Annotated in this window: 25 protein-coding genes and 1 tRNA gene; 16 read left to right on the top strand and 10 right to left on the bottom strand. The window is 63.8% G+C overall.

Translation table 11 applies throughout. The features are described from left to right. Positions 1–415: 415 nt before the first annotated feature. The 4 genes from mazG to U0C82_RS15135 all read left to right on the top strand — a co-directional run bounded on the left by mazG (position 416) and on the right by U0C82_RS15135 (position 3899). Complete coding sequence (gene mazG / locus U0C82_RS15150) at positions 416–1249, top strand: nucleoside triphosphate pyrophosphohydrolase (RefSeq protein WP_322188127.1); 834 nt, start codon at positions 416–418, stop codon at positions 1247–1249. Between the two features lie 293 nt (positions 1250–1542). Then, positions 1543–2181, top strand: a complete 639-nt coding sequence (locus U0C82_RS15145) for a TetR/AcrR family transcriptional regulator C-terminal domain-containing protein (protein WP_322188125.1) — start codon at positions 1543–1545, stop codon at positions 2179–2181. A gap of 56 nt (positions 2182–2237) precedes the next feature. Continuing rightward, positions 2238–3257: a ketol-acid reductoisomerase gene (gene ilvC / locus U0C82_RS15140; protein WP_322188123.1), complete on the top strand. Its 1020-nt coding sequence runs from the start codon at positions 2238–2240 to the stop codon at positions 3255–3257. Between the two features lie 189 nt (positions 3258–3446). Next, on the top strand, positions 3447–3899 hold the full coding sequence (locus tag U0C82_RS15135; RefSeq protein ID WP_416186698.1) for a PilZ domain-containing protein: 453 nt from the start codon (positions 3447–3449) through the stop codon (positions 3897–3899). Positions 3900–4062: 163 nt separating this feature from the next. Here U0C82_RS15135 and U0C82_RS15130 read toward each other — a convergent pair whose 3' ends face one another. Then, positions 4063–4878 (bottom strand): quinoprotein dehydrogenase-associated SoxYZ-like carrier, encoded by an 816-nt coding sequence (locus U0C82_RS15130; protein WP_322188119.1) that lies wholly within the window; start codon positions 4876–4878, stop codon positions 4063–4065. 263 nt (positions 4879–5141) lie between these two features. On the opposite strand from U0C82_RS15130, the gene U0C82_RS15125 reads away from it, so the two are divergent. After that, positions 5142–5217 (top strand) — tRNA-Lys (locus U0C82_RS15125). A 66-nt stretch (positions 5218–5283) separates the two neighbouring features. On the opposite strand, the gene U0C82_RS15120 is transcribed toward U0C82_RS15125, so the two are convergent. Beyond that, positions 5284–5691 (bottom strand): YbaN family protein, encoded by a 408-nt coding sequence (locus tag U0C82_RS15120; RefSeq protein WP_322188117.1) that lies wholly within the window; start codon positions 5689–5691, stop codon positions 5284–5286. A gap of 186 nt (positions 5692–5877) precedes the next feature. Between U0C82_RS15120 and U0C82_RS15115 the strand changes: the two genes are divergently transcribed. Then, positions 5878–6483, top strand: a complete 606-nt coding sequence (locus tag U0C82_RS15115; RefSeq protein WP_322188115.1) for an LOG family protein — start codon at positions 5878–5880, stop codon at positions 6481–6483. A gap of 132 nt (positions 6484–6615) precedes the next feature. After that, positions 6616–8166: a carbon-nitrogen hydrolase family protein gene (locus U0C82_RS15110; RefSeq protein ID WP_322188113.1), complete on the top strand. Its 1551-nt coding sequence runs from the start codon at positions 6616–6618 to the stop codon at positions 8164–8166. Positions 8167–8275: 109 nt separating this feature from the next. Here U0C82_RS15110 and rarD read toward each other — a convergent pair whose 3' ends face one another. From rarD to cysS, 4 genes are all read right to left on the bottom strand, one after another. Continuing rightward, on the bottom strand, positions 8276–9223 hold the full coding sequence (gene rarD, locus U0C82_RS15105) for an EamA family transporter RarD (RefSeq protein WP_322188111.1): 948 nt from the start codon (positions 9221–9223) through the stop codon (positions 8276–8278). Positions 9224–9314: 91 nt separating this feature from the next. Then, positions 9315–9806 (bottom strand): GFA family protein, encoded by a 492-nt coding sequence (locus U0C82_RS15100; protein ID WP_322188109.1) that lies wholly within the window; start codon positions 9804–9806, stop codon positions 9315–9317. Between the two features lie 50 nt (positions 9807–9856). Continuing rightward, positions 9857–10813 (bottom strand): prolyl aminopeptidase, encoded by a 957-nt coding sequence (pip, locus tag U0C82_RS15095; protein WP_322188107.1) that lies wholly within the window; start codon positions 10811–10813, stop codon positions 9857–9859. 233 nt (positions 10814–11046) lie between these two features. Beyond that, entirely contained in the window at positions 11047–12537 is a 1491-nt protein-coding gene (gene cysS, locus U0C82_RS15090; RefSeq protein WP_322188105.1) for a cysteine--tRNA ligase, read from the bottom strand. A gap of 315 nt (positions 12538–12852) precedes the next feature. Between cysS and U0C82_RS15085 the strand changes: the two genes are divergently transcribed. Beyond that, positions 12853–13035 (top strand): hypothetical protein, encoded by a 183-nt coding sequence (locus U0C82_RS15085; RefSeq protein WP_322188103.1) that lies wholly within the window; start codon positions 12853–12855, stop codon positions 13033–13035. A gap of 191 nt (positions 13036–13226) precedes the next feature. Here the strand turns inward: U0C82_RS15085 and U0C82_RS15080 are convergent, their stop codons facing one another. Continuing rightward, the gene (locus U0C82_RS15080) at positions 13227–14009 is read right to left on the bottom strand and encodes an SOS response-associated peptidase (protein WP_322188101.1); all 783 of its coding nucleotides are present in this window, start codon (positions 14007–14009) and stop codon (positions 13227–13229) included. 91 nt (positions 14010–14100) lie between these two features. Here U0C82_RS15080 and U0C82_RS15075 point away from each other — a divergent pair, with 91 nt between their 5' ends. The 4 genes from U0C82_RS15075 to U0C82_RS15060 all read left to right on the top strand — a co-directional run bounded on the left by U0C82_RS15075 (position 14101) and on the right by U0C82_RS15060 (position 16530). Next, the gene (locus U0C82_RS15075; protein ID WP_322188099.1) at positions 14101–14520 is read left to right on the top strand and encodes an NUDIX domain-containing protein; all 420 of its coding nucleotides are present in this window, start codon (positions 14101–14103) and stop codon (positions 14518–14520) included. An 81-nt stretch (positions 14521–14601) separates the two neighbouring features. Continuing rightward, entirely contained in the window at positions 14602–15072 is a 471-nt protein-coding gene (locus U0C82_RS15070) for a TIGR02301 family protein (RefSeq protein ID WP_322188097.1), read from the top strand. Between the two features lie 106 nt (positions 15073–15178). Continuing rightward, on the top strand, positions 15179–15439 hold the full coding sequence (locus tag U0C82_RS15065; protein WP_322188095.1) for a hypothetical protein: 261 nt from the start codon (positions 15179–15181) through the stop codon (positions 15437–15439). Positions 15440–15582: 143 nt separating this feature from the next. After that, positions 15583–16530, top strand: coding sequence for a hypothetical protein (locus tag U0C82_RS15060; RefSeq protein WP_322188093.1), 948 nt, complete (start codon positions 15583–15585; stop codon positions 16528–16530). A gap of 19 nt (positions 16531–16549) precedes the next feature. Here U0C82_RS15060 and U0C82_RS15055 read toward each other — a convergent pair whose 3' ends face one another. After that, positions 16550–17245 (bottom strand): glutathione S-transferase family protein, encoded by a 696-nt coding sequence (locus U0C82_RS15055; RefSeq protein ID WP_322188091.1) that lies wholly within the window; start codon positions 17243–17245, stop codon positions 16550–16552. A gap of 328 nt (positions 17246–17573) precedes the next feature. Here U0C82_RS15055 and U0C82_RS15050 point away from each other — a divergent pair, with 328 nt between their 5' ends. Then, positions 17574–19499 (top strand): ABC-F family ATP-binding cassette domain-containing protein, encoded by a 1926-nt coding sequence (locus U0C82_RS15050; RefSeq protein ID WP_322188089.1) that lies wholly within the window; start codon positions 17574–17576, stop codon positions 19497–19499. A gap of 227 nt (positions 19500–19726) precedes the next feature. Next, on the top strand, positions 19727–20470 hold the full coding sequence (locus U0C82_RS15045; RefSeq protein ID WP_322188087.1) for a hypothetical protein: 744 nt from the start codon (positions 19727–19729) through the stop codon (positions 20468–20470). A 59-nt stretch (positions 20471–20529) separates the two neighbouring features. On the opposite strand, the gene U0C82_RS15040 is transcribed toward U0C82_RS15045, so the two are convergent. Both U0C82_RS15040 and U0C82_RS15035 read right to left on the bottom strand, forming a co-directional pair. Next, on the bottom strand, positions 20530–20982 hold the full coding sequence (locus tag U0C82_RS15040) for a DNA polymerase III subunit chi (protein WP_322188085.1): 453 nt from the start codon (positions 20980–20982) through the stop codon (positions 20530–20532). A 20-nt stretch (positions 20983–21002) separates the two neighbouring features. Then, positions 21003–22502 (bottom strand): leucyl aminopeptidase, encoded by a 1500-nt coding sequence (locus tag U0C82_RS15035; RefSeq protein WP_322188083.1) that lies wholly within the window; start codon positions 22500–22502, stop codon positions 21003–21005. 313 nt (positions 22503–22815) lie between these two features. On the opposite strand from U0C82_RS15035, the gene U0C82_RS15030 reads away from it, so the two are divergent. Together U0C82_RS15030 and lptG are read left to right on the top strand one after the other, a co-directional pair. Further along, complete coding sequence (locus U0C82_RS15030; protein ID WP_322188081.1) at positions 22816–24012, top strand: LptF/LptG family permease; 1197 nt, start codon at positions 22816–22818, stop codon at positions 24010–24012. Then, positions 24009–25091, top strand: a complete 1083-nt coding sequence (gene lptG, locus U0C82_RS15025) for an LPS export ABC transporter permease LptG (protein ID WP_322188079.1) — start codon at positions 24009–24011, stop codon at positions 25089–25091. Before U0C82_RS15030 ends, lptG begins: the two co-directional genes overlap by 4 nt. Positions 25092–25096 lie beyond the last annotated feature (5 nt).

Here is a 25096-nt window from a genome sequence, read left to right as displayed (position 1 = left end):
ATAGATTATGGAACTGATGGACGTCCTGCAACGCTGGATGCGCCCCTTCGGCATGTTCCGTTAACCATACCGTCTCGACGATGACGACTACGGACCGCCGCGCCACCGACCCGTAAAGGCAACCTCATTACGAAACCGTTCGTTGTCCGGCAGCCGAACGGCTCGGCGCGTTGGTTCTTGAGGCCGCCGACAGTTCCCGACGATCATCATCGCGCCGGCATATGCGTCGGCATCGCTGTGCGAGGACCGGCACGGATGACTTTCGATCACAGGCTCCGCGAAATGGCGGCGATCGTCCATGGGGATCGCGTCCGACTTCGCTTTTCGGTGGATGCCGCCCGTCGGACGCTTGATCGTCCCGCCGCATGGGCTTTTGGATGTCCGGGATAAAGGATCCGCTGCAAGGAGCTGCGTCATGGAGCCGTCTCGCGACATCAACCGCCTGGTCGAGATCATGGCTGCGCTGCGCAATCCGGACGGCGGCTGCCCCTGGGACCTGGAGCAGGATTTTTCCACGATCGCGCCCTACACGATCGAGGAAGCCTATGAAGTCGCCGACGCGATCGAACGGGACGATCCCGTCGACCTCAAGGAGGAGCTCGGCGATCTTCTGCTGCAGGTGGTCTACCATGCACAGCTCGGCGCGGAAGCTGGATGGTTCAGCTTCGAGGACGTGGTCGAGGCGATCACCAAGAAGATGATCCGCCGCCATCCGCACGTCTTCGGCGATGCGCAGGCGCGAACGGCCGGAAGCGCCAAGGGCCAATGGGAGCGTATCAAGGCGGAGGAAAAGGCCGAAAGAGCTGCGGATCGGCTTAAAATCCTAGGAGAAAAAGCCGCGCTTCAAAAGGCCATGCGATTGGATAACATTCCTTCCGGCTTCCCTGCCCTGACCCTTGCCCTGAAGATCCAGAAGGAAGCCGCCAGGGCCGGGTTCGATTGGGCCGAGGCGGAGCCGATCTTCGGGAAGATCGAGGAGGAAACGCAGGAGTTTCGCGAAGTCGCCGCGAGCGGCAGCGCCGAACAGCGGGAAGAGGAGCTGGGCGATCTCGTCTTCAGCGTCGTCAATCTCGCCCGTTTCTACGACGTCGACCCGGAAAAGGCGCTGCGAACCTGCGTCGCCAAGTTCCGCAGGCGGTTCGAACATATCGAAACGGCGCTTGCCGCCGAGGGAAAGACGCTCGAGGACGCCAGTCTCGACGAGATGGAGGCCCATTGGGTGGCGGCCAAGAGGCCCGGGGGTCGCTAGAGCATCGGCTTGCAGAGCGGAATCGATTTTCGGAAAGTCTGATGCGTGCAATCAAACGATCACTGGAGCATCGCACGCCCGACGAGGCGCACGATGCTCCTGGATATCCGCGCGGCCAGCCATCGTTCGAAGGACAGGTCTCGATCCTTCCCACCAGACGCCGCTGACGTTTCTTCGGGAGATAAAAGCCCCACTTGCAGCCGGCCGCGCGATGATCTATCCACCGTTTCCACGAGAGAACCGTACCGTACGGTTCGGCGTGAAATGGGCGACGGATGCATGCATTTCGCAACATGATACCGGTCGAAGACGGCCCGGTCGAGGGCTGGAGCGACCGCCAGCGCGACGTGCTGGAGGCAACACTCGACCTCATCGTCAAAGGCCAGCGTCCGCTTTCCATGATCGCCGTCGCGCGTTCCGCCTCCTGTTCCAAGGAAACGCTCTATCGCTGGTTCGGCGATCGCGACGGCCTTCTCACCGCGACGGTGCGCTGGCAGGCGGCCAAGGTGAGGGGCATCGAACTGCCGAACGGGCCGATCGATCGCGCGTTCCTTGAAGATGCCCTCACCCGGTTCGCGAAGGACTGGCTTCGCGTCCTGTCCGGACCGACATCGGTCGCCCTGAACCGGCTCGCCATCGCGGAAGCCGGATCCGAAACCCTCGATCTCGGGGCGATCGTCCTCAGGAACGGACCGGCCGAAATGGCGCGCCGCATCGCGCCGCTGTTCGTCGCCGCGCGTGCCAGCGGGCTCGTTCGCTATTCCGACGACGGGAACGCCTTCTCGACATTCTTCGGCCTCGTGGTCGGAGACCTTCAGATACGCCTGCTGCTGGGAGATGATTCCATCGGCGACATCGATCTCGACCGCGCGGCCGAACAGGCTGCCGGTCGCTTCATGATCCTTTATGGATCGCCCACACGCGGGGACTGAGAAACCGAAACGGGTGCCAACACCCCTCCCCGGTCAAAACCAAGGAAGGAAACGCCATGCGCGTCTATTACGATCGCGACGCCGATCTCAATCTCGTCAAGGGCAAGAAGGTCGCCATCGTCGGCTACGGCTCGCAGGGGCGCGCCCATGCGCTCAACCTGAAGGATTCCGGCGCCGCCGAACTCAAGGTCGCGCTGCGGCCCGGATCTGCGACGGCCAAGAAGGTCGAGGCGGACGGTCTCGAGGTTCTGTCGGTGGCGGACGCTGCCAAATGGGCCGATCTTCTCATGATGGCGACGCCCGACGAGCTCCAGGCCGGCATCTGGAAGAACGAGATCGAGCCGAACATTCGCGATGGTGCGGCGATCGCGTTCGCGCACGGCCTCAACGTCCATTTCGGCCTCATCGAGCCGAAGTCCTCCATCGACGTGGTCATGATCGCGCCCAAGGGCCCAGGCCATACGGTGCGCGGCGAATACCAGAAGGGCGGCGGCGTCCCCTGTCTCGTCGCCGTCCATCAGGACGCATCCGGCAATGCGCTCGATCTCGCCCTCTCCTATGCCTGCGGCGTCGGCGGCGGCCGGTCCGGGATCATCGAGACGACGTTCCAGGAAGAGTGCGAAACCGATCTCTTCGGTGAGCAGGTCGTCCTGTGCGGCGGTCTCGTCGAACTGATTCGCGCCGGCTTCGAAACGCTCGTCGAGGGCGGTTATGCGCCTGAAATGGCGTATTTCGAATGTCTGCACGAGGTGAAGCTGATCGTCGATCTCATCTATGAGGGCGGCATCGCGAACATGAACTACTCGATCTCCAACACCGCCGAGTGGGGCGAGTACGCGACAGGGCCCCGCATCATCACCGCCGAGACCAAGGCCGAGATGAAGCGCGTCCTGACCGACATCCAGACCGGAAAGTTCACCTCCGAATGGATGCAGGAATGGCATTCGGGTGCCGCCCGCTTCAAGGGCATCCGCCGCGTCAACGATCGCCATCAGATCGAGGAAGTCGGCGAGAAACTGCGCGCGATGATGCCGTGGATCAAGTCGAACGCGCTGGTCGACAAGGACCGCAACTAAATCCATGCGAAGGGGCCGCGGCGCGCGTTGCTGCGGCCCTTCTTTCGCGCCGGATCGATCCGGCCCCGGTCTTCGGTGCGTTCGCTTGCCGAAGACCACGGCAAGGGCCCGCCTGCCCGCCCGTTCACCCGATGGTAACCAGCCTGCATCATTCTTGGATCGAATGATTTCAGTTTGGATGACCGAGCGATGGCACTGCCCGAACATGAACCGGATGGCTCGGAACGACGGATCGCTCCGCGAATGCGCGTTCTCAAGCGCGCCAAGATCATCTTCAACAACGGGTTTTCCACGTTCGATTGCGTGGTGCGAAACGTGTCCGCAACCGGCGCGCTCCTCACACTCGCCGAATCGGCGCACATGCCGAAGGAATTCCAGATCAAGATCGGCGACGATCCGGTCCGCCCTGCCCGTCTGGTGTATCGCCGCACGATGTTTGCCGGCGTGCGCTATTCCGACATTCCCGGCGAGGACGAGGAACCCGGCGATGGCGGGCGTGACACGAAGCTCGCGGGCTCGCCGCAGATCGTGACGTCCCAAGCCGACTACCAGCCGGTGGCACCCGGTGCTTCGATGGATATCGAGAAGATCAGACCGGTCCAGCTTCCTCTTGCCGTGAGGGTAAACCTACCCTGGGCGTAAGGAGCGATGTCGTGATCCGCAGAGCCGCCCTGGCCCGCGACCGGTTTCCCGGCCTTGGGGAAAGGTGACCGCAATCGGTTTCGAGACGGGCCGGCAGCGCACCGTTCCGGCGTCGCGGCGACGATGACGTGCCCTCGGCCGAAGAAAACGGACGCGACAGCCGTCAGCTTCCGCCGAGACTGAACGTTTTCTGGAACATCGCGCCCTCGGTGTCCGTCATGCGGACGCGCAAGGCCGAAACGTCGCGCTTCGGCACGTTGAACCGGATCTCGGGATCCTCGCTGAGACTGATGCTGCCGGTCATGGTGAAGAGCGGTTCGTCATCGGCGAACGCTTCGACGGTCTGGACATAGCGAGCCAGAATATAATGCAGCGTGATCTGGTCCATCTGCATGCCCGAATGCTGGGGATGGCTGATATCGAGCGCCACCTCCCGGGGCTTCGGACCAGCGCCACGGAGGATCGTCGGCGCGTCCAGCGTCATGTCTCCGAGCGTCGCGAGCGCTTCCTCGACACCGGTCGTGGGCGGTGCGGCGCACGCCCCGACACCGGACGTCTTCACCATGGCCTCGCTCACCAGGAGGTCGCCCGTCGCCGTTTCCACGACGGCGTGGACCATGGTCGGTCCGTTGAAACGCATCGAGACCTCGGCGGTGAAATCGTTCACCGGCGTGTTCATCTCGAAGTCCGCCGACACCGGCATTGGATTCTCGTCGATGATCAGCGTCACCCGCTCGATCGCCTCACCGCTCGGAAGATCGACCGTCACGCGCATGGGGACGCGCAGATCGTTTTCGGCGCGGTATGGCGTTTCGAGCGTGACGGCCGGGCTTGCCGCGATCATCTCGCGTTCGCCGTACAGCGCGCCGCGGATCTCGGACCAGGCGGTCTGCGGCACCGTGCCGTCCGCGGCCAAAGCCGGCGTTGCGGCCGCAAGAAGCAGCGCCGAGACCGACGCCGTCAGCAAATCCCGAACCATTCCATTCCTCCCAGAATCACGAACCGGCCGCACGGCAGACGCCGACGGACGGTCCGACCGCGGATTCATAGCCGGATTTGCCGTGAGATTCCAGCAAGCGGCAAGGATAAACCGGCAGGGGCGGACATGCCGGCAGCGCCGATCCGCGACGCGAAAGCGCGGCACCATGCGAATTATTCCGATGGGGAGCCGCTCGAACGGGTAGACATCGCGAAAACCGCTCTTTATAGCGGACCACGAAACGGCATGCACCGCTTCGGCGTGGGTGATTAGCTCAGTTGGTAGAGCAGCTGACTCTTAATCAGCGGGTCGTAGGTTCGAACCCTACATCACCCACCATCTCAATCTTTCTCCGGCCAGGTCCCGACAAGATGCTGCAAGCGGCGTCCGGCCCGCCGATCGGGTCTAGGGTTCGACGGTCCCGTTGCCTGCGGCATGACCTTGAGGGCGCGTCGGCTCGGACCGTGTCCACAGAAAGACCAGCACCACCGTGAAGACGGCGGCCTGGACGGCGAGGATCGCGCCGGAGAGCCCGACCCCCCAGCCGACGCCCCACGACAGCGCCATGACAAGCGTCGCGAGCCATTTGGGTTTGCGGCCGATCGCGCGCTCCTCGCGCCAGTTGCGGATGGCGCCGCCGAAGCGGGGATGGGCGATCAGCCATCGCTCGAGGCGCGGCGAACTCTTCGAGAAGGCGAACGCGGCAAGGATCAGGAACGGCGTCGTCGGCAAAAGCGGCAGGACCGCGCCGATGGCGGCGAGGACGACGGAGGATCCACCCAGGACGAGCCAGAGAAACCGTGCAACTGCCATCGCCTGTCCTGCCATTCTTCGTCGTGAAACCGGAGACCATTCCAGGGAGCGGAACGCCGAACCATCCGGCGGAGTTGCCGCTTCGGCTGACCCGTCGTCTCATGCGGCATTGACCGGTGACGATAAAGCCCGGTTTTTCACTTTCCTGCGCTTGACGATGACACCCGCACCGCCGATTTTCGAACCATGACATCGATTCGAACAATCTGCGTATATTGCGGCTCCGCCAAGGGCCGCGATCCCCTTTATCTCGACGCTGCCCGCGCGCTCGGCCGGGACATGGCGCATGCCGGCATCCGGCTCGTCTACGGCGGTGGAACGCGCGGCATCATGGGCGCCGTCTCCGATGGCGTGATCGAAGCCGGCGGCCAGGTCACGGGCATCATCCCGCGCTTCCTGATCGACATGGAAGCCACCGAGAGCGAGTTGAAGCGCCTCGACGAACTCGTCGTCACCGAGGACATGCACGAGCGCAAGCATCTGATGTTCCAGCGCTCCGACGCGTTCGTCGCGCTGCCGGGCGGCATCGGCACGCTCGAGGAGCTGATCGAGATCCTGACCTGGGGCCAACTCGGCCGCCACCAGAAGCCGATCGTCATCGCCAATCTCAACGGATTCTGGGATCCCCTGACCGCCCTTCTCGACCATATGGACGAGCAGGGCTTCATCCACCGCTCGCAGCATGTGCGGCCGATCGTGACGCGCGACATCGCCTCGATCCTTCCCGAGATCAACAGGGCGCACGACCTGTCCAGCGGCGTCGGCCGAACCGAGATCATCGAGAAGCTCTAGATCCGTCCGGCACATCGACGTACCCGGCCGCAGCGACCCGGAGCGCGACTTCGGGCGCCGGCCTTTGCCTGACCGCGCGCCGAACCTAGATCCCGCTTTCAACACCCGATCATACAGGACGTCCCCTCTCCCATGGCCGAAAAGCAAGTCAGCCCGAAAATCGAAGTCCGTGTCGCGGTCAAGAAGGATGTGGATGCGATCATCGCGCTGTCCTCGAAAGTCTTCCGCGACGAATCCCCCTATACGCGCGGCATGATCCTCGGCCAGATGTCGGCGTTCGAGGAAGGCCAGTTCGTCGTCGTCTTCGAAGGCGAGATCGTCGGCTATGCCGCGACGATGATGCTGCCCGAGCGAAAGGCGCTCGCGCAGCACACCTGGGCCGAAGTCACGGGCGGCGGCTATGCGGCCATGCACGACCGCAAGGGTGAATGGCTCTACGGCATGGAGGTCTGCGTCGATCCCGAACGGCGCCGCCTGCGCATCGGCAAGCGCCTCTACGACGCACGGCGACGCCTTGCGACCGACAAGCATCTGAAGGGCATCGCCTTCGGCGGCCGGATGCCGGGGATGAAACGCAATCTGAAGAGGTTCGGAACCGCCGAGGCCTATCTCGAGGCGGTCAAGGCCAACGACGTGAAGGATCCCGTCGCGACGTTTCACCTGAACAACGGCTTCGAGCCGCTCCGACTGTTGAAAGGCTACTATCCGGCCGACGTCGAATCCGGCGGTTACGGCGTGCTGATGGTCTGGCGCAATCCCTATTACGATCCGCAGCGCGAGGAGCAACCTGTCAATCGCGGCAATCCGGACATCGTACGGGTCGTGACGGTCCAGATGGAGGCGCGCACGATCGCCAAACCCCAGGATTTCTACGATGCGGTCGAATATTTCGTCGAGGTCTCTTCCGAATATGGCGGTGACTTCGTCGTGTTCCCCGAGCTCTTCACGCTCATGCTTCTGTCCTGCGAGCCGGAGGAGTTGAAGCCCGATGCGGCGATCCAGCGCCTGACCGAGCACACGCCGGAATTCGTCCAGAAGATGACGGACATGGCGATCCGCCGGAACATCAACATTATCGGCGGCAGTCACGCGACGAAGACCGAAACCGGCGACATCCAGAACGTCGGCTACGCTTTCCTGCGCGACGGCTCCGTCCATGCGCGCGAGAAGATGCACCCGACCCCCAACGAGCAGACCTACTGGCAGATCAAGGGTGGTGGCCCGATCGACGTGATCGAGACCGATTGCGGTCCGATCGGCATCATGATCTGCTACGATTCGGAGTTCCCGGAGATCGGCCGCCGTCTCGCCGACCAGGGCGCGCGCATCCTGTTCGTGCCTTTCAACACCGATACGCGGCACGGCTATCTGCGTGTGCGCTATTGCTGCCAGGCCCGTGCGGTCGAGAACCAGTGCTACGTCGTCACCTCCGGCATGACCGGCAATCTCGGCAATGTGGACAATCTCGATATCGAATATGCCCAGTCCGGCATCTTCACCCCGTGCGACTTCCCGTTCGCGCGCGATGGGATTGCCGCCGAAGCGTCAGAGAACGTCGAGATGGTGACGGTCGCCGATCTCAACCTCGCCACCCTGTCATGGGCACGCTACGAGGGATCGGTGAAGAACCTGCGCGACCGAAGGCTCGACCTCTACCGCACGACCTGGTCCGACGGCGGCTGATCGATCGTGGGCGAAACTCCGGCTTTCCATGGGAATGCCGGAGTTCGGCTCTTGCGCGAAGGCGGATGAGGCGGCGAAACACTCGCAGGCGTTGCGGTGGTGGAGCGGCTCACGCGTCGGTCTTCGGGTCCGGGAACTGCGCGCCGCCCTGGGTGCTCGCGCCGCGGCGACGCCGCCTTTCCTCCCGCGCCTGGCGGATCAGCGTCACGGCGTAAAGGACCAGTGCGGACCAGATGAAGGCGAACGCGACGAGTTGCCAAAATCCGAACGGCTCTCCGAACAGGAAGACCGCCGTCAGGAACAGCATGGTCGGCACCGTATATTGCAGGATGCCGACCGTCGCGAAGTCGAGGAGACGCGCACCGGCTGCGAACAGGATCAGCGGGATGGCCGTCAGCGGACCGGCGATCACCAGCATGACGGTCTCGTAGGGGATCGCGCCGAAATGGACGTCCGTCACGAAGGCCAGCGTTCCGATCGCGATCGGAAACAGGATGGCGACTTCGAGGAAGAAACCCTCGCTGGCGTCCACCTTCACGAGCTTTCGCAGGAGGCCGTAGGTCCCGAAGGTCGTTGCCAGCACCAGCGCGATCCATGGCAGCCCGCCCGCCTTGATCGTCATGATCGCAACGCCCACGACGGCAAGGGCGATGGCAACGCCCTGCAGCCTGCTCGGGCGCTCGCGCAGAAAGATCGCTCCAAGGGCGACGTTGAGAAGCGGATTGATGTAATAGCCGAGCGCGGCGTCGATCGCCTGGTTCGACACGATCGCATAGACGTACACGCCCCAATTGATCGAGATCAGCACGGCCGTGAGGGCTGCGAGCGAGAGCGTGCGCAAGTGCCCGAAATAGCGCAGCGTATGCGCAAGACGACCCTGGTGGACGAGGATCAGCGCGGCGAACGGGAGCGCCCAGATGATGCGGTGGGCGACGATTTCCAGCGGTGAGACATGGTTCAGCGCCTTCATGTAAAGCGGCAGGACGAGGCCCCAGATCGCGTAGGCACCCAAGGCGAGAAACAGCCCCCGGCGTGTATCGGTTTCGGATGTCTGCATGGGAGGGCCTTGCCGCGATCGCTCTTCGGTATGATCCGGCTTCTAGCAGGCCAACAGTCCGAAGGCGCTCGATTCTTTGTGATCGGAGCGATCACGATCTTTCATGGGACCCTCGCAGACGTCGCCCATCTTCGTCCGCACCCGGCTCGTCGGGATGCTGGTACGAAACGATATCGTTCAGAAAGGCCTGGACGTCCCCATCCTCGATGGTCGTCGTCGCCTCCATCCCGCCCGGATCGTCCATGAAGCCGAGATCGGCTTCGATGCCGTGCTGGCGCAGCGGCCGCAGGTCCTGCGGACGATCGAAGGCGCCGATCGTCAGGCATTGGCCGTCCGGCGCCTCGTAGAGCAAGGGTGTGCCGCATTCGGGACAGAAGCCGCGAGACGCGTGGTTCGACGATCGGAAGCGCTTCGGTTCCGCCTTCGTCCAGACGAGGCTGTCCGGTTCGATCCCGACGAGCGCCGCAAAAAGGTTGCCCACCGCCTTCTGGCACATCCTGCAATGGCAGATGTGGGCGCTGGAAAGATCCGGCTTGCAGACGAAGCGCACCGCCCCGCACTGGCATCCGCCCGTCGCTGTCATCGGCCCGGTCCCGTTCCAGATTCTGTCGGGCACAGCCTAGCGCGAACGCGTCAGTCTGCAAACCGGTCGGTGGCGGCAAGCAGTTCCTGCAGGACGCCGGGCTCGGCAAAGGCGTGGCCGGCACCCTCGACCATGCGATAATCCGCCCGTGGCCAGGCCTGTGCCAGCTGCCATGAGGTGATCGCCGGCGTGACGATGTCGTAGCGACCCTGCACGATCACGCCGGGAATGTCGGCGAGCCGATCGGCATTCGCGATCAGCTGGTCGCCGTCGAGCCACAGCCCGTGGTAGAAGTAATGGTTCTCGATCCGCGCAAAGGCGATCGTCGAATCGGAGGCGGATCGCGAACCGTTCGGAACGGCGTTCGAACGCAGCATCACGGTTGCCGATTCCCATTGGGTCCAGCCGGCGGCGGCCGCGGCGCGCACTGCCCGGTCGGGATCGGTCAGTCGCTTGCGATAGGCGCCGATGATGTCGCCCTGCTCATCGGCCGGGACCTGTGCCAGAAAGTTCTCCCACTGATCGGGAAACAACCGGTTCGCCCCGCTTTCGTAGAACCAGGCAAGCTCCGACGGCCGGCCGGAGAAGACGCCCCGCAGGATCATCGCCAAGACGTGCGCGGGGTAGGCTTCGGCATAGGCGAGCGCCAGCGTCGCGCCCCAGGAGCCGCCGAACAGCACCCACCGCTCCACGTCGAGCGCGGTCCGCAGCCGCTCGAGATCGTCGACGAGATGCCAGGTCGTGTTCGCCTCGAGACGACCGAGCGGCGTCGAGCGCCCACAGCCGCGCTGGTCGAGAAGAATGATGCGGTAGCGGTCGGGATCGAACAGCCGGCGATGCTGGGGCGAGGCGCCACTGCCCGGGCCGCCATGCAGAAAGACGACCGGCTTGCACCGGGGATTGCCGCAGACTTCGTAATAGATCTCATGCCCGTCGCCGACGTCGAGACGACCCGTCTCGTAAGGGTCGATCGCCGGATAGGCCTTGCGCGGGGTCTGATTGTCCATGCCGTATCGAATCGTCTCTGAAGTGGGATTGTGCGTCTCGATCAACTCGCTCACATCGGGTATCTGTCTGACGTTTCAAGCGTTTATACGATGCTCCCCGGGGTCATTATGGTTAGTCGCCCATGCCTTGCGACGGGCGAACCATATGACGGGGAAGATCCCGCGGCTGCGTTGGGCGAGTTGACGACCTTCCCTTCCCGTCAGGCCCTTCCCGTCGGGTGCTCCCCGTCCGGTCAGCGCCTGATCTCGAAGGTCGTGGTGCGCTCGCCGGTTCGGGGGTCCTTGCCATCCTTCAGCTGGATGCCGCTCTCCAGAAGCGTGTCGCGGATGCGATCGGCCTCGGCCCAGTTCTTGTCGCGGATGAAAGCGAGCCGTTGTGCGATCGCGGCTTCGACGGCGTCGGGGAGCGGGTTCCCTGCCCGTTCGGTGTCGTCCGAAACCGCCTCGAACGCGGAAAGGTCGAGGCCCAGAAGGTCGAGCGAGGCGCGAAGCGCCTTGGGATCGGATCTGCGCAAGGCGTGGAGCTCGGCGACCACGGCGGCGCTCGCCAGATCGTCCGAAAGGGCCTCGATCAGCTTCGTGCTGGGATGGCCGGGCGCGACCCCCGCCGCGACCCTGGCCCAGCTCGCCAGCGCGTTCTCGGCCTCCTCCAGTCGTTTGACCGAAAAATCGATCGGCTCGCGATAGTGCGTCATCAGCATGGCGAGGCGCAGCACGGCGCCCGGCCATTTGCGGCCGCCGAAAGTCTCCGTGTGCAGGAGATCGTGGATCGTGACGAAATTGCCCTCCGACTTCGCCATCTTCCGGCCTTCCACCTGAACATAGCCATTGTGCATCCAGATCTCGGCCATGCTCTTCGTGCCATGGGCGCAGCGCGACTGGGCGATCTCGTTCTCGTGATGGGGAAAGATGAGATCGAGGCCGCCGCCATGAATGTCGAACGTCTCGCCCAGATGGGCGGCGCTCATCACCGAGCATTCGATATGCCAGCCCGGACGTCCCTTCGGCATGCCGGTGCGGCCGGAGGCGGTCCACGCGGCCTGCCCCCAGGGAGCGTCCCAGCCCGGCTCACCCTTCGACGACAGTTTCCACAGGACGAAATCGCCCGGGTTCCTCTTGTGGCTGTCGACAGCCACCCGTGCCCCGGCCTGCTGGTCTTCCAGCCTGCGGCGGGACAGGGCGCCATAGTCCGGCATCGAGGTGACGTCGAAGAGAACCTCGCCGTCCACCTCGTAGGCGTTGCCCTTGTCGATCAGGGTCCCGATCATCGAGATCATGTCGTGGCCGCCCGCGCGCCCGGTGACGTAATCCGTCGCGCGCGGCTCGGCCGAGGGCGGCAGGCAGCCCAGCGCCGCGACATCCTGATGGAACTGCTCGGCGGTTTTCGTGGTGACCTTCCGGATCGCCTCGTTCAGCGGCAGATCGGGATAGTCGCGCGCTGCGCGCGCATTGATCTTGTCGTCGACGTCCGTGATGTTGCGGACATAGGTGACATGATCCTGCCCATACAGATGCCGCAGCAGCCGGAAGAGAACGTCGAACACGATGACCGGCCGCGCGTTGCCGATATGGGCAAAGTCGTACACCGTGGGTCCGCAGACATACATGCGAACGCGTTTGTTGGCCTCGGATATCGCCGCATCGCGCCAGTCGAGCGGCGAGACATCCTCCTTGGCGCGCGTCATGGTGTTGGTCAGCCGAAGCCCGCGAAAGCCGTCGCTCATGCCGTTCTATCCCGTCGAAGTCGCTCATGTTCCAGATCGCCCGTCTGGTTAGCGCAAACGGTCGTCGATTCAAATGTCACGGCATGCCTCGCGGGTGACATACGAAGTGATCGCCGACGCGGTTGGACGATCTTCATTCCGCCCGCACCATTAGCTATTTCGTAAGCCTGTTCGGGGGTGGCGTGGCAGATCGGTCACACCGCAAGCAGGCGCGATCGCCGATCGGGTAATCCCAACGGGTACGGACAAACTGCCCTCAAAGCGTCTCAATTCTGGAGCGGCTGTGGTGGGTGTTCAACCAGCAGGCACGAGGCCATGAAGCACAACGAAATCCAGTTCCGTTCGAAGCGCGAGCGCGAGAGCGAAGTCCGTCTGGAAGACAATTACCGCCAGCTCGGCAATCCGACGCTTCTGACGGCCGCGCGCTATGTCGCTGCCAAGCGTGCGGCGCAGCCGAAGGCGCGGGTTCTTCCGCAGTTCGCCATGTCGGCCGAGTGACGAGCGATCGAGCGGGGCCGACGACCAGCGCAGCGGCGGACGGTCCCCTCACCTTTTTCGATGCCTCGGGCGCTTCGCGTGCGCTCCGAAGACACGTGGCGGCGACGTTCCGCTTCACGTTGAGGCGCCTCAAGCCCTGAGCGTCCGACCCGACAACGGGCCCCTCTGCGCCACGGCAAGCCCGGCGCTTCTCAGAGAAGCGTGAGTTGATCGCCGGTGCCCTTTCCGGTGCCGGCCGCCTCGCCCGCTCCATCGTCGTTCCGCTCGCTCTGCCTTTGCGGGACCGACGTCGGTTCCTGGATGGACGGGCCCGCATTGGCGACCTTGTTCACCGCGGTCGAAATGGGAACGATATCGAACTCCGGCACCTGCGATGCGCCGAAGATCCCGGCGACATCGCCCGGCGCATAGTCCCGACAATTCAGCCAGCGCTCGAAATGCGCCTCTTCGATCGTCACCGGCATCCTGTCGTGAATTTTTCGGGCAGCGCCCGTCGCCGCCGCGGTGATGATCGCCGCCGTGTCGATCTCGCCGCCGTCCTGGTCGATGGCCGTTTCCATCAGCGCCGCGAAGGCGAAGGGCCTGCCGCTTTTGGGGCGGAACAGGAACGGTTCGGAGGGGCCGGAGGCGGAGCGGCGCCACTCGTAGAATTCCGTTGCCGGAATGAGGCAGCGCCGATATTTCAGGGCGGCACGAAACGAGTTCTTCGTCGCGGCGGTTTCACTGCGGGCATTGATCAGCAGCGGAAACTTCGAGGCATCCTTCACCCAGGGGGGGATCAGACCCCAGCGCGCGAGTTGCGCGGAGCGATTGGCCGCGTTCGCGTCGGGTCTCGAATCCCGACCGCTGATCGCGATGAGGATCGGCTGCGTCGGCGCGATATTGTATCGCGGGGGGAAAGCCTCGATCTCCTCGAGCGACAGGAATTCTGCAATAAGCTCGGGAGAGGCATGAAGGGCAAAGCGTCCGCACATGGGACGCGATGGAACCCTTACCCGTGATCCGCGTCAAGCGGGTTGAACGCCATTCCCACTGCCGGCCCACTGCCGGGACGACCGAGAGCGCATGACGACACTGCCGCAACTTGCCGTATCCGCCGCCCTCATCCGCGGCGACGACGTGCTTCTGATCGAGCGCAGCCGGGGCCAGACGCTCGAAGGCCTCCTCTCCTTTCCCGGCGGGCGCGTCGGCTTCGGCGAAACAATGCGCGCGGCCCTCTCACGCGAGATCTTCGAGGAGGTGGGCCTGACCGTCGATTCCGGCGCCCTCACCTTCGTGACGAACCACGAGGCGATCCATCGGGACTTCCATTTCGTGATCTGCGTCTTCGTGGCAAGGATCGGACGCGACGCGGTCCCGGTCGCGGGAACCGACGCCGCGTCGGTGCGATTCGAATCGATCGGTTCGGTGCGGGCGTTCGAACGCGATGGCCTGACGACGCCGGGGCTTGCGACGATCCTCGATCTGGCTCGAAAACTGTTGTAGAACTGCGACAGGATGTGTTGAAACGCCTCGTCGTCGCGGTTCGTCTTGAAAACGACGAAACGGGCCCGCACACGAAGGACCATGCTCATCTGTCGCAAGCTCATCCTCTCCGGCTGCCTTTCGGCCTTCATGCTGGTTACGCCCGGCGTGTGGAGCGCTGCCAATGCCCAGGACGCACCGGCCGAGACCGAAGCGAGCGAAGAGGGCGAGCAGGCGGAAGAGGCAGAGGAGCCGGAGGCGCGACCGAGCGAAGGTCCTTTCGTCGAGGCGCTGAGCCGGTTCTCCACCATTCTCGGCTCCATGCACTTCCTTCGGGAGCTCTGCGGCGACAAGGACAAATCGGTCTGGCGCGGCGAGATGAATGCGTTTCTGGAAGCGCAGAAACCGAACGAGGCGGACCGCCGCAGGTTCGTCGCCAGTTTCAACAGCGGATACCGCGCGTTCGCGTCCACATACCGTCACTGCACGCCCGCCGCGCGCCTGGCACACAATCGCTATCAGAAGGAAGGTGCGGCGCTCTCGCGGGACATGCTGACGCGCTATGGAAATTAAGCAAGCCGCAACGATCTTTGCAGGGCCGAGGCGACAAACGTACGGATCGTGGTAAGAAAACGTAAACGGATCTGAAAGTCCGAACATCACAACAGGGATTCCCGTCATGCTCGACCTGCCGAAAAACGAACTCGACGAGATCATCCAGGCCGAGAAGAAACAGGTCGCCCTCGAATACCACAACGAGGCATGGGCCGACGGCATCAGCGAGGGGATCGAATCGGAGATCCTCGCGGAGACCGCTCTTGCGACCGCGATGACGGAACTCGTGCGCCTCTATGGCGAGGATCATGCGATCGACATGATCGACGGCCTGCGTCGCCGCGTTGAGTTCGGGGAATTTCGCGCCAACCAGACCATCCAGTGACCGGACGTTTGCCGGCGCTTGGCGCTGGGCAGACCCTTCGATCTCTTTTCTCTCAGAACGCGGCCGGGGATAGTGTGATCGACAACTCGACCCATGCATCGAAGACGAGGATATCACGCGTCCGGTCTCTGCGCGTCGCGGCCTTGATCGCAGCCTTGACCGCGACGACGAGCGCCCATGCCCTCTCCCAGATCGTCGACGACAACGGGGATGGCGCGGGCAATGTTCACGAGGGGATCGTCGCCGTTCCCCTGCCCCCGCTTCCCGGTGCGGAGATCGCGCCGGAAGCCGTTCGCACCGCCCCGACCGATCGCGGCGCCGATCCCTCGTCCTCCGGCGTGCCGGATGATGCGCCCATGCCGCCGGCGACCGATCCGGTCGCGCCCGTGCCTCCGGCAGCACCCCCCTTGGAGCCTCCCGCGACGCCGCCGCCTCCAGGCTCAGAAATCGAGACCGACGGCTCGACCGGCGATCGGCTCGACGCCGTAACGCCGACGGGCGAGGACGGCATCGAGACGCCGGCGGACCGCGACACCGATGAGGGCGCGGAAGAGGCTCCCGCGGTGCCGCCGCGGGAACAAGGCGTCGACACCATCCCGGACGGTCTTGCCGCACCGGTTTCGGTTTCGCCGGTCCGCTACGACACGGATGCGCTTCCGGCACCGGTCCGCGATCTTCGCAGCACGCTGATTCGGATTGCCGAGAGCGGCGAGATCGAAAGGCTGCGTCCCTATATCGAGGAAGGACCGGACGGAACGGTGCTGTCGTTCGGCGATGATATCGGCGATCCGATCGCCCATCTGAAGGCGCAATCGGGAGACCCCGATGGCTTCGAGATGCTGGCGATTCTCCTCGAGGTTCTGGAAGCCGGCCATGTCGCGGTGGAGCCCGGAAGCGAGAACGCGATTTTCGTCTGGCCGTACTTCGCCCAGACGCGCCTCGACACGCTGACGCCGCCGCAGAAGGTGGAGCTCTTCGAACTCGTGACGGCCGGCGACTACCAGTCGATGGTCGATTTCGGCGCCTACAATTTCTATCGGCTCGGCATCACGCCCGAAGGGGAACTGGCCTATTTCGTCGCCGGCGACTGAGACGGATCAGACCATCGTCTCAGTCGCTGCGCGCCGCGACGCTCCTGCCCTCTCCGTCGTAAAGATCGAGGCAGCGTTCGAACCATTCGTTGATCGGGTCGTCGCGCAGCAGGATCGGATATTCGGAAACGATCCGCACCCATTGCAGCGCGCCGAAGATGACGAAGTCGGCAAAGAGCGGACTCTTGCCCCCGAGAAACGGTGTTTCGCTCAGAACCCGCCTGACGGGTTCGAACGTCTCGCGCAGGGCGGAGACGAGTTCTTCCCGATGCGCGCCGATATGTTCGAGCGAGCTGCCGAACCGGGCCTCACGGGAGCGGCGGAAATGTTCCTGGTCCGGCAGATCGAGGAGCTCCAGGATTTCGAGTGCGGCGATCCTGGTCAGGGCCAGATGGACGTCGCGCAACGCCCAGCCTTCCAGAAACCGCGCATAGTTGCGCCCGTTCTCGCCCCCGAAAAGGCTCGGACGATCCGGGTACCGGGTTTCCAGATGGTCCGCGATGCGAAACGAATCGATGATCAAATGGTCTCCATCGCGCAGGATCGGCAATGTCCGAGCCACGCCGCCTTCGATGTGCGGGATTTCTGTGAACCGCACGCTTTCCGTCCGGAATGCGAGACCTTTGTGCCGGAGGCACATCCTCACCTTCCAGCAGTGCGGCGAAAACGGTTTGGCATCATCCGTGCCGACGAGTTCGTAAAGGGTGATGGCCATGCATCCGCACTTGCTCCCGGTTCGTCCCTGACGGGGTTCGGGACCAATCTTTCCTAGTCGAGAGTGAAAACGAAAACGTGAACAAGGGTTTGAAAGGCCCGGTATGGATTGGCAAACTGAAACTGGGTAGCCGGCCAACAAAATCCTTCTGACGATCGGTGTCCGCAATCTGCGATCGGCGAAACGCAACGGTTCGATCTGACGAAACCGGCAGGCGGCCTTCGCCTTCGGGAGCGTCCTTCCCACAAGCGCCGGGTCTGCCGCAGACGGACGCTGGTTTTTTCGCGCGCCTTCTTCACGCCGTCGCCCGGCCATGCCAAAAGCGGCCATGCTTCAGATCAACGACCTTTCCGCGCGCGTCGCCGGACGCCTCCTCATCGACCATGCGACCCTCAATCTGCCGTCGGGCACCAAGGCAGGTCTCGTGGGGCGGAACGGCGCGGGGAAGTCGACGCTCTTCCGGGTCATCACCGGGGAACTCGCATCCGAAACCGGTTCGGTGAGCATTCCTCGCAATCTGTCGATCGGACAGGTCGCGCAGGAAGCGCCGGGCACGGAGGAATCCCTGCTGGAGATCGTTCTTGCGGGCGACAGCGAGCGCTCCGAGCTGCTGGCGGCCGCCGAGACCGAAACCGATCCGATGAAGATCGCCGACATCCACACCCGGCTCTTCGACATCGACGCGCACTCCGCCGAATCGCGTGCCGCGTCGATTCTCGCCGGTCTGGGTTTCGACGAGGACGCGCAGGCCCGGCCCGCCTCCTCATTCTCCGGTGGCTGGCGCATGCGCGTCGCGCTCGCGGCCGTGCTGTTTGCGAGCCCCGATATTCTGCTTCTCGACGAGCCGACCAACTATCTCGATCTCGAAGGCACCCTCTGGCTCGAGAGTTTCGTCGCCCGCTATCCGCATACGGTTCTCCTGATCAGCCACGACCGCGACGTCCTCAACAATGCGGTGACCTCGATCATCCATCTGGACCAGAAGAAACTCGTCTTCTATCGCGGCGATTATGATTCCTTCACCCGCCAGCGTGCCGAGAAGATGGAGCTGCTCCAGAAGCAGAACGTGAAGCAGGCCGACAAGCGCAAGCACATGGAGGCGTTCGTCGCCCGTTTCCGCGCCAAGGCATCCAAGGCCAAGCAGGCGCAATCGCGCCTCAAGGCGCTCGAGAAGCTCGGCCCCCTGCAGGCGATCCTCGAAGAGAGCGTCACGCCGATCGTCTTTCCGGAGCCGGAGAAGCAGCCCGCCTCCCCGATCATCGCGATGGAGAAGGTCAGTGTCGGCTACCAGCCCGGATCGCCGATTCTCTCCGGTCTCGACCTCCGGATCGATACGGACGACAGGATCGCGCTCCTCGGCCAGAACGGCAACGGCAAGTCGACCTTCGCCAAGCTCCTGGCGGAACGTCTCCAGTCGGAAGACGGAACCGTCACGAAGGCGCCGGGGCTGAAGGTGGCGTATTTCGCCCAGCATCAGATCGACGATCTGAGGCCCGACGAGAACGCCATCGAACATGTCCGGCGTCTGATGCCGGATGCGGCGGAACCGCGCGTGCGGGCGCGGGTCGCCCAGATGGGCCTTCCGCGCGACAAGATGGAAACGGTCGCCGACAAGCTGTCGGGCGGCGAAAAGGCGCGCCTGCTCCTGGGTCTTGCGACGCTGCATGCACCGCATCTCCTGATCCTCGACGAGCCGACGAACCATCTCGACATCGAGGCGCGCGAAAGCCTGATCCACGCGCTCAACGATTATCCGGGCGCGGTCGTGCTGATCAGCCATGACCGGCACATTGTCGAGGCGACGGTCGATCGTCTCTGGCTGGTGCGCAACGGAACGGTCGAACGCTTCGAAGGCGACCTTTCGGAGTACAAGCGACTGGTTCTGTCGGGCAGCAAGCCGGGCAAGGCGGACAAGTCCGGTTCGAAGAAGTCTCAACCGGCCGATGCCGTCGCGCGCGCCGCCCCGGAGCCGTCGCTGCCCAAGGCCGACCTGCGACGACAGACCGCGGAGGCACGCGATCGTCTGAAGCCGATGAAGCGCAAAATCGACAAGTTCGAAGCCGAGATGGCGAAGTTCCAGAAGGTCGTCGCCGAGGTGGACGGGCAACTGGCGGACCCCGACATCTACCGGAGCGACCCGAACAAGGTCACCGAACTGAACCGCAAGCGCGCGAACGCCGAACGCTCCCTGCGGTCTGCCGAGGAGGAATGGCTTGCCCTCACGGCGGAGTACGAACAGGCGCTCGGCGCCTGAGATCGAAAGGCTCGCCATCACCGCGCGCATGAGGCGGCCGCTTTCGGACGGGACTTGATCCGCTCGGGCCACTGCTGGTATGGCTCAGCCCTGGGCGGGCCGTAACTCATTGGAACGAAACCCGTTTCGGCCAGACCACGGGCTTTGTTGCGATCGACGGCCCCGTCTCCTTCCACTGATGGGATGATTTGCGTCATCGCCTTCTTGCATCGACGGGATGTTTGTTCTTGGATTCCAGATCCCAAAACCCGGCCCTTCATCGGCGCGTGATCGGCTTCGTCGCGACGGGGCTTCGAACCTTTCTCGACGCCCGCTCGGGCCTTGAGATCACGATCTTCACGGTCTATGCGCTTGCCTGCGTCGGATTTGCCGTGCTGACCGCCCTCCTCGTCGCGCCTTACGATGCCAGAGACTACGGCCCGGTGGAGAATGGCTATTACGAACTGATCCAGGCCGGCATTCTCGCGGTGACCGCCTTGCTGTTCTTCACGGCGCTGATCCGTTTCCGGCGCGAACTGTTCTACTTCGCGGCGATCGTGACGTTCGTCAGCGTGCTGGCGATGACGCGGGAAACCCCCGTCTGCGATTCCGCCTTCTATGAAAGCGGGCCGTGCTTTTCGGCGAACGGAAAGACCATGCTCATCCTCGCGACGGGTCTGATCGTCTTGTGTGCTTTGGCGATCAAGCGCGAACCGTTCGCCAGACGCTGGAGCGAGCTCAACTTCTTCTATGCCGTCCCCGTCGCCCTGACCGTTCTGTTCCTGCTGGCGAGCGCGATGTTCGAGACGATGATCAATGTCTGGCTCGAGGAAATGTCCGAGATGTCCGCCTATCTGAACCTTCTCGGCCTTGCGGTCATCCTCAATGTCCGCCCGCAATGGTTCGACAGGCAAGATCGGGATCGCGCGTCCGGCGTCGAACGGAATCATCCCGACAAGGTCGGCCAAGCGTTCGGCAATCGCGTTCGATAGGCCGGGACTGCCGTTCGACCGCTGCGGACGCCACGCGTCTCAAGCCCCGGATCTGGCGATCAGGCCTTCTTGATCCAGCGCCGATCGTCGGCCTGCTGCCAATAGGTCAGCGCGTGGCCGGCGGCCTTTTCCGACGTCCATCGGCTGCGCGCGTGCAGCATCTGCTCTTCGTCCGAGGCATCGAACATGTAGACGGCACGCGTGTATCGGCCGAGATCCTGCGCCGTCGCACCATCCACCATGAATCGCACGTCGGGGGCGTTGCCGTTCTGGTCGGCCCTGGTCGTCAGCAGGATCGGCTGCCGCTCGGCTGCGTCCTCCGCATCGGTTCCGTGTGGCAGGAAACTATCGTCCCTGAACGTCCACAGCACATGGTCGAGCGCATCGCGCCGTTCGACCGAACGGCACTGGACCACGACGCGCCAGCCGCGTGCCAGCGAGCGCTGGAGGAGATCCGGCAGGGCCTCCTCCAGACGGCTCTCGGTCAGGTGATAGAACAGAACCTCCGTCACCGGTTCGCCGACCCTTCCCGTCAGCGGTTTTCGTAATGGTCGCGCACGAGGCGCTCCAGCAGCCGCACGCCGAAGCCGGACGCCCAGGACTGGTTGTAGGCATTGGACGGTGAGCCCATCGCTGTGCCGGCAATATCCAGATGGGCCCACGGAACGTCGTTCACGAAGCGCTGGAGGAACTGGGCGGCGGTGATGGACCCGGCGGCGCGCCCGCTGCCGATATTCTTGATATCGGCGAACTTGCCCTCGATCATCTTGTCGTATTCCGGCCCGAGCGGCAGCCGCCAGACCTTCTCGCCGCTGACCTTCCCGGCGGAGAAGAGACGGTCCGCCAGCTCGTCATTGTTGGAGAACAGACCGGCCTGATGATTGCCGAGCGCGACCACGATCGCCCCGGTCAGGGTGGCGAGATTGACCATGAACTTCGGCTTGAACCGGTCCTGGCAATACCAGAGCGCATCGGCGAGGACGAGCCGGCCCTCCGCATCGGTGTTGAGGACCTCGATCGTGGTGCCCGACATGGCGGTGACGATATCGCCCGGACGCTGCGCGTTGCCGTCGACGGAGTTCTCGACGAGACCGACGATCCCGATCGCGTTCACCTTCGCCTTGCGCGCGCCGAGCGCATGCATCAGTCCGACGACCGCGGCCGATCCGCCCATGTCTCCCTTCATCTCGTCCATCGAGCCTGCCGGCTTGATCGAGATGCCGCCGGTGTCGAAGACCACACCCTTGCCGACGAAGGCGATCGGCTGTTCGCCCTCCTCGCCGCCGTTCCAGCGCATGATGACGAGACGCGGCGGACGCGGCGAGCCTTGGCTGACGCCGAGAAGCGCGTGCATCTTGAGGGCTTCCATCTCGCCTTGTTCAAGGATCTCGACCTTAAGGCCGAGTTCGCGCAGCGCTTGCGTGCGCTCGGCATATTCGACGGGTCCGAGAATGTTCGCCGGCTCGTTGACGAGATCGCGGGCGAGCATGGTCCCCTCGGCAACGGCGCGTTCGGCCTCGAACGCGGCTTCGGCCCCGCGGACATCGGATACGAGGATCGCGACGTCGCTGGCCGTCGTCGTTTCCTCCTCGTCGTCCTCCTTCGTCTTCTTCGTCTTGTAACGGTCGAAATTGTAGGTGCGCAGCAACATGCCGGCGCCGATCATCGCAGCTTCCGCAGCCGATACCTGGCGGTCACCCGGCATCGACGTCGAGATCGTGACGGTCTCGGCGCCCTTGGTCGCAGCTGCGATCGTGCCGCCGAGCTTCAGCCAGTCCTCCTCGAGCGGATCCTGGTCGAGATGGGTGCCGATCACCAGCAGCCGGTCGATGGCCTCCGCGGCCGGGGCGACGAGATCGAGCTTGGACAGTGCCTTGCCCTTGAACTTCGTGGATCTGGAAGCCTTGGCGACGAGTTCGCCGAAGCCGTCATGGGCGTCGGCGAGCCGACCGTCTTTCCCGGCCAGAATCACGAGCACGCCCCGGGCGCTCTCGTCGAGGGAGGAGAATCGAAGATTGGGAAGGCTCGCCATGTTTCATCCAATATGTACAAGAGATCCGTCGGTGCGGGAGCACGTGGCCCCGCTTTGTCCGTGAACGACTATCATGCTCGCTCGAGGAGGGAAAACCCGCTTGGGCGACGGACCGTGACGATCGCATGTCGCATTGCCATGCGGGACGGATGACGCGCATACGCCGAAGAGGCTTTGTCAGAATTCGTCAACTCTGTGTATAGAAAATGTCGGATGGCGAGGCGTTGCCGGTTCCGGACGCTGCAGAAGCGAGCCGCAATTAAGACGCGTTGAGAACGGATGACACGCATCCGAAACGCCAGACAGGGTCCGGATGACGCTTTTAGAACGCTATATTTTCCGCCGTGCGCTCATCTCTTCGGCAGGCGCCCTCGTGTCCCTGTCGCTCATCGTCTGGATCGTGCAGGCCCTGTCGCGGATCGACATCGTCAAGACGAGCGCGTCGGCCGCCGGGAACATTCTCTGGATCGCCCTGATGCTGCTGCCGGATCTGGCGGCCGGCGTCGTGCCGTTCGCGATCCTGATCGGCGCGATCCAGACCCTGAACGGTCTGAACGCCGATTCCGAGCGCGCCGTCATCTCGGCATCGGGCGGGTCCATGATGATCGTGGCGCGCCCCATCCTCCTTCTCGGTTTCCTCGGCGGTCTTCTCACGCTCACGGTCGCACACGGGCTCGGCCCGATGGCATCGGCAGGGTTCTACAACGGCATCCGCTCGATCAATGTCGACACGATCACGGTGTTCCTGCGTCCGGGGCGCTTTGAGCGCGTGCAGTCGGACCTCGTCCTCTCGGTCGGCGAGAGCAATGGCGGCACGATCAAGAGCCTCTTCATCCAGGACACGCGCGATCCGCAGCTCGATCTGACCTATTTCGCCAAGGAAGCGGCGATCATCGACAATGAGGAGAGCCCTGTCCTGATGCTGTTCGACGGGCAGCTCCACCGCAAGGAGCGCGAAAGCGGGTCGATCTCCGTCATCGAGTTCCAGACCTATGCCTTCGATCTGGCCGACCTGAAGCCGGCCACAGAAGAGCGCTGGACGCGCACCTCCGAGCAGTCGACCCTGCAGCTTCTGACGCCCGACGTGAACGATCCCTCCTACCAGCGCCAGCCGGGGCGCAACGTCGAGGAGCTTGCCGACCGTTTCACGTCCTGGCTCTACTGCATCGTCTTTGCCCTGTGGGCGGTGGCGGTGGCCGGCCAACCACAGACGAATCGACAGGCCTCCAGCGCCGCCATGACCTTCGGGCTCGCCGGCGCGATCGGGCTGAAGGCCCTCGGCTTCGTGACCTTGAGTTTCGTGGGGGACAATCCGTCGTCCGCCGTTTTCGTGTTCGCCGTTCCGATCGTGGCGGCCATTCTCGACATCGTCCTCATCCGCCGCGGCCTGAACTTCGCCCAGCTCGCGATCGTGCAGACGATCGTCGACTGGCCAAGGCGCATATCTTTGATGCTGGGCCGCCGGAGCAAGGCGGGACCGGCCGATTCGGCCGGGAGGGCGGGCTCATGAACCGGTGGACGCTCAATCGATATTTCTTTCGCCTGTACGTCACGAACTTTTTCTCGACGCTTGTTGCCATTTTCGCGCTCATCCTTCTGATCGACCTCATCGAACTCGGTCGCAGATCCGTCATGGCGGACCAGTCCTTCGGTGTGGTCGTGCTCTTTTCGGCCCTGCGGGTGCCCTCCTTCATCGAGCAGGCCTTTCCCTTCGTCATCCTGTTTTCATCGATCTTCACGCTCCTCTCGCTGAACCGGAAACTGGAGCTCGTCGTTGCCCGTGCCGCGGGTATCTCGATCTGGCAGATCCTGATGCCGTTCATCGTCGGATCCCTGCTGATCGGGGCATTTGCGACGTTCGCCTACAATCCGCTGTCCGCCGCAGCCAAGGCGATGGCGGCCAATCTGGAGGCCGAAGCGCAGGGCGAGGTCAACGCATCCGATGCCCTGCAGACGCCCTGGCTGCGTCAGAATGCCGAGGGCGTCTCGTCGATCATCGGGGCAAGGCAGATCTCGGAAAACGGTCGCGTCCTGACCGATGTCACCGCCTTCGTCATGGGCGAGGATGGCACGGTCGAGACGCGGATCGACGCGCCGCGGGCGCAATTGCAGAGCCAGATGTGGCTTCTGCTGGAGCCCAGAGTGACGCGTATCGGTTACACTCCGCGCGATCTCGTCGAGTACAGGCTCCCGACGAGCCTCAGACCGGAGTATATCGAGCAGAGACTGGCTGATCCGGAGACCATTTCGATCTGGGAGCTCGGGTCCAAGATCGAAATCGCAGCGAGTCTGGGTTTTAACTCAATGGCATTTTCCATGCAGTATCATACCCTGATCGCACGGCCTGCCCTGTTCGTGGCGATGACGCTCCTGGCGGCGACCGTCGCCACGCGCTTCTCGCGAACCGGACAGTCCGGACGGGTATTCATCGGTGGCGTGCTGGCCGGTTTCGTGCTGTACGTCGTGACGTTCCTGGCAAAGGCGCTCGGCAGCAATGACGTGGTGCCGCCTCTCGTCGCGGCTTGGTTTCCGGTTCTGGCGGCAGGACTTTTTGGCGTAACGATCCTGCTGCATCAGGAGGACGGGTAGAGTGA

The organism is Fulvimarina uroteuthidis (genome assembly GCF_034321785.1).
GTDB lineage: Bacteria > Pseudomonadota > Alphaproteobacteria > Rhizobiales > Rhizobiaceae > Fulvimarina > Fulvimarina uroteuthidis.
The sequence above is the reverse complement of the archived record's forward strand: the minus strand, read 5'-3'. Positions and strand labels throughout refer to the sequence as shown.

Excerpts from the sequence above, each read along its gene's own strand:
- mazG (WP_322188127.1), top strand. The coding sequence starts at position 416 with ATGGAGCCGTCTCGCGACATCAACCGCCTGGTCGAGATCATGGCTGCG.
- U0C82_RS15120 (WP_322188117.1), bottom strand. The coding sequence starts at position 5,691 with ATGGCAGTTGCACGGTTTCTCTGGCTCGTCCTGGGTGGATCCTCCGTC.
- U0C82_RS15070 (WP_322188097.1), top strand. The coding sequence starts at position 14,602 with ATGCTCATCTGTCGCAAGCTCATCCTCTCCGGCTGCCTTTCGGCCTTC.
- rarD (WP_322188111.1), bottom strand. The coding sequence starts at position 9,223 with ATGCAGACATCCGAAACCGATACACGCCGGGGGCTGTTTCTCGCCTTG.
- U0C82_RS15085 (WP_322188103.1), top strand. The coding sequence starts at position 12,853 with ATGAAGCACAACGAAATCCAGTTCCGTTCGAAGCGCGAGCGCGAGAGC.
- U0C82_RS15115 (WP_322188115.1), top strand. The coding sequence starts at position 5,878 with ATGACATCGATTCGAACAATCTGCGTATATTGCGGCTCCGCCAAGGGC.
- U0C82_RS15100 (WP_322188109.1), bottom strand. The coding sequence starts at position 9,806 with ATGACAGCGACGGGCGGATGCCAGTGCGGGGCGGTGCGCTTCGTCTGC.
- U0C82_RS15035 (WP_322188083.1), bottom strand. The coding sequence starts at position 22,502 with ATGGCGAGCCTTCCCAATCTTCGATTCTCCTCCCTCGACGAGAGCGCC.
- U0C82_RS15030 (WP_322188081.1), top strand. The coding sequence starts at position 22,816 with ATGACGCTTTTAGAACGCTATATTTTCCGCCGTGCGCTCATCTCTTCG.
- U0C82_RS15055 (WP_322188091.1), bottom strand. The coding sequence starts at position 17,245 with ATGGCCATCACCCTTTACGAACTCGTCGGCACGGATGATGCCAAACCG.
- U0C82_RS15080 (WP_322188101.1), bottom strand. The coding sequence starts at position 14,009 with ATGTGCGGACGCTTTGCCCTTCATGCCTCTCCCGAGCTTATTGCAGAA.
- pip (WP_322188107.1), bottom strand. The coding sequence starts at position 10,813 with ATGGACAATCAGACCCCGCGCAAGGCCTATCCGGCGATCGACCCTTAC.
- ilvC (WP_322188123.1), top strand. The coding sequence starts at position 2,238 with ATGCGCGTCTATTACGATCGCGACGCCGATCTCAATCTCGTCAAGGGC.
- U0C82_RS15135 (WP_416186698.1), top strand. The coding sequence starts at position 3,447 with ATGGCACTGCCCGAACATGAACCGGATGGCTCGGAACGACGGATCGCT.
- U0C82_RS15130 (WP_322188119.1), bottom strand. The coding sequence starts at position 4,878 with ATGGTTCGGGATTTGCTGACGGCGTCGGTCTCGGCGCTGCTTCTTGCG.
- U0C82_RS15050 (WP_322188089.1), top strand. The coding sequence starts at position 17,574 with ATGCTTCAGATCAACGACCTTTCCGCGCGCGTCGCCGGACGCCTCCTC.
- U0C82_RS15065 (WP_322188095.1), top strand. The coding sequence starts at position 15,179 with ATGCTCGACCTGCCGAAAAACGAACTCGACGAGATCATCCAGGCCGAG.
- U0C82_RS15075 (WP_322188099.1), top strand. The coding sequence starts at position 14,101 with ATGACGACACTGCCGCAACTTGCCGTATCCGCCGCCCTCATCCGCGGC.
- cysS (WP_322188105.1), bottom strand. The coding sequence starts at position 12,537 with ATGAGCGACGGCTTTCGCGGGCTTCGGCTGACCAACACCATGACGCGC.
- U0C82_RS15145 (WP_322188125.1), top strand. The coding sequence starts at position 1,543 with ATGATACCGGTCGAAGACGGCCCGGTCGAGGGCTGGAGCGACCGCCAG.
- U0C82_RS15110 (WP_322188113.1), top strand. The coding sequence starts at position 6,616 with ATGGCCGAAAAGCAAGTCAGCCCGAAAATCGAAGTCCGTGTCGCGGTC.
- lptG (WP_322188079.1), top strand. The coding sequence starts at position 24,009 with ATGAACCGGTGGACGCTCAATCGATATTTCTTTCGCCTGTACGTCACG.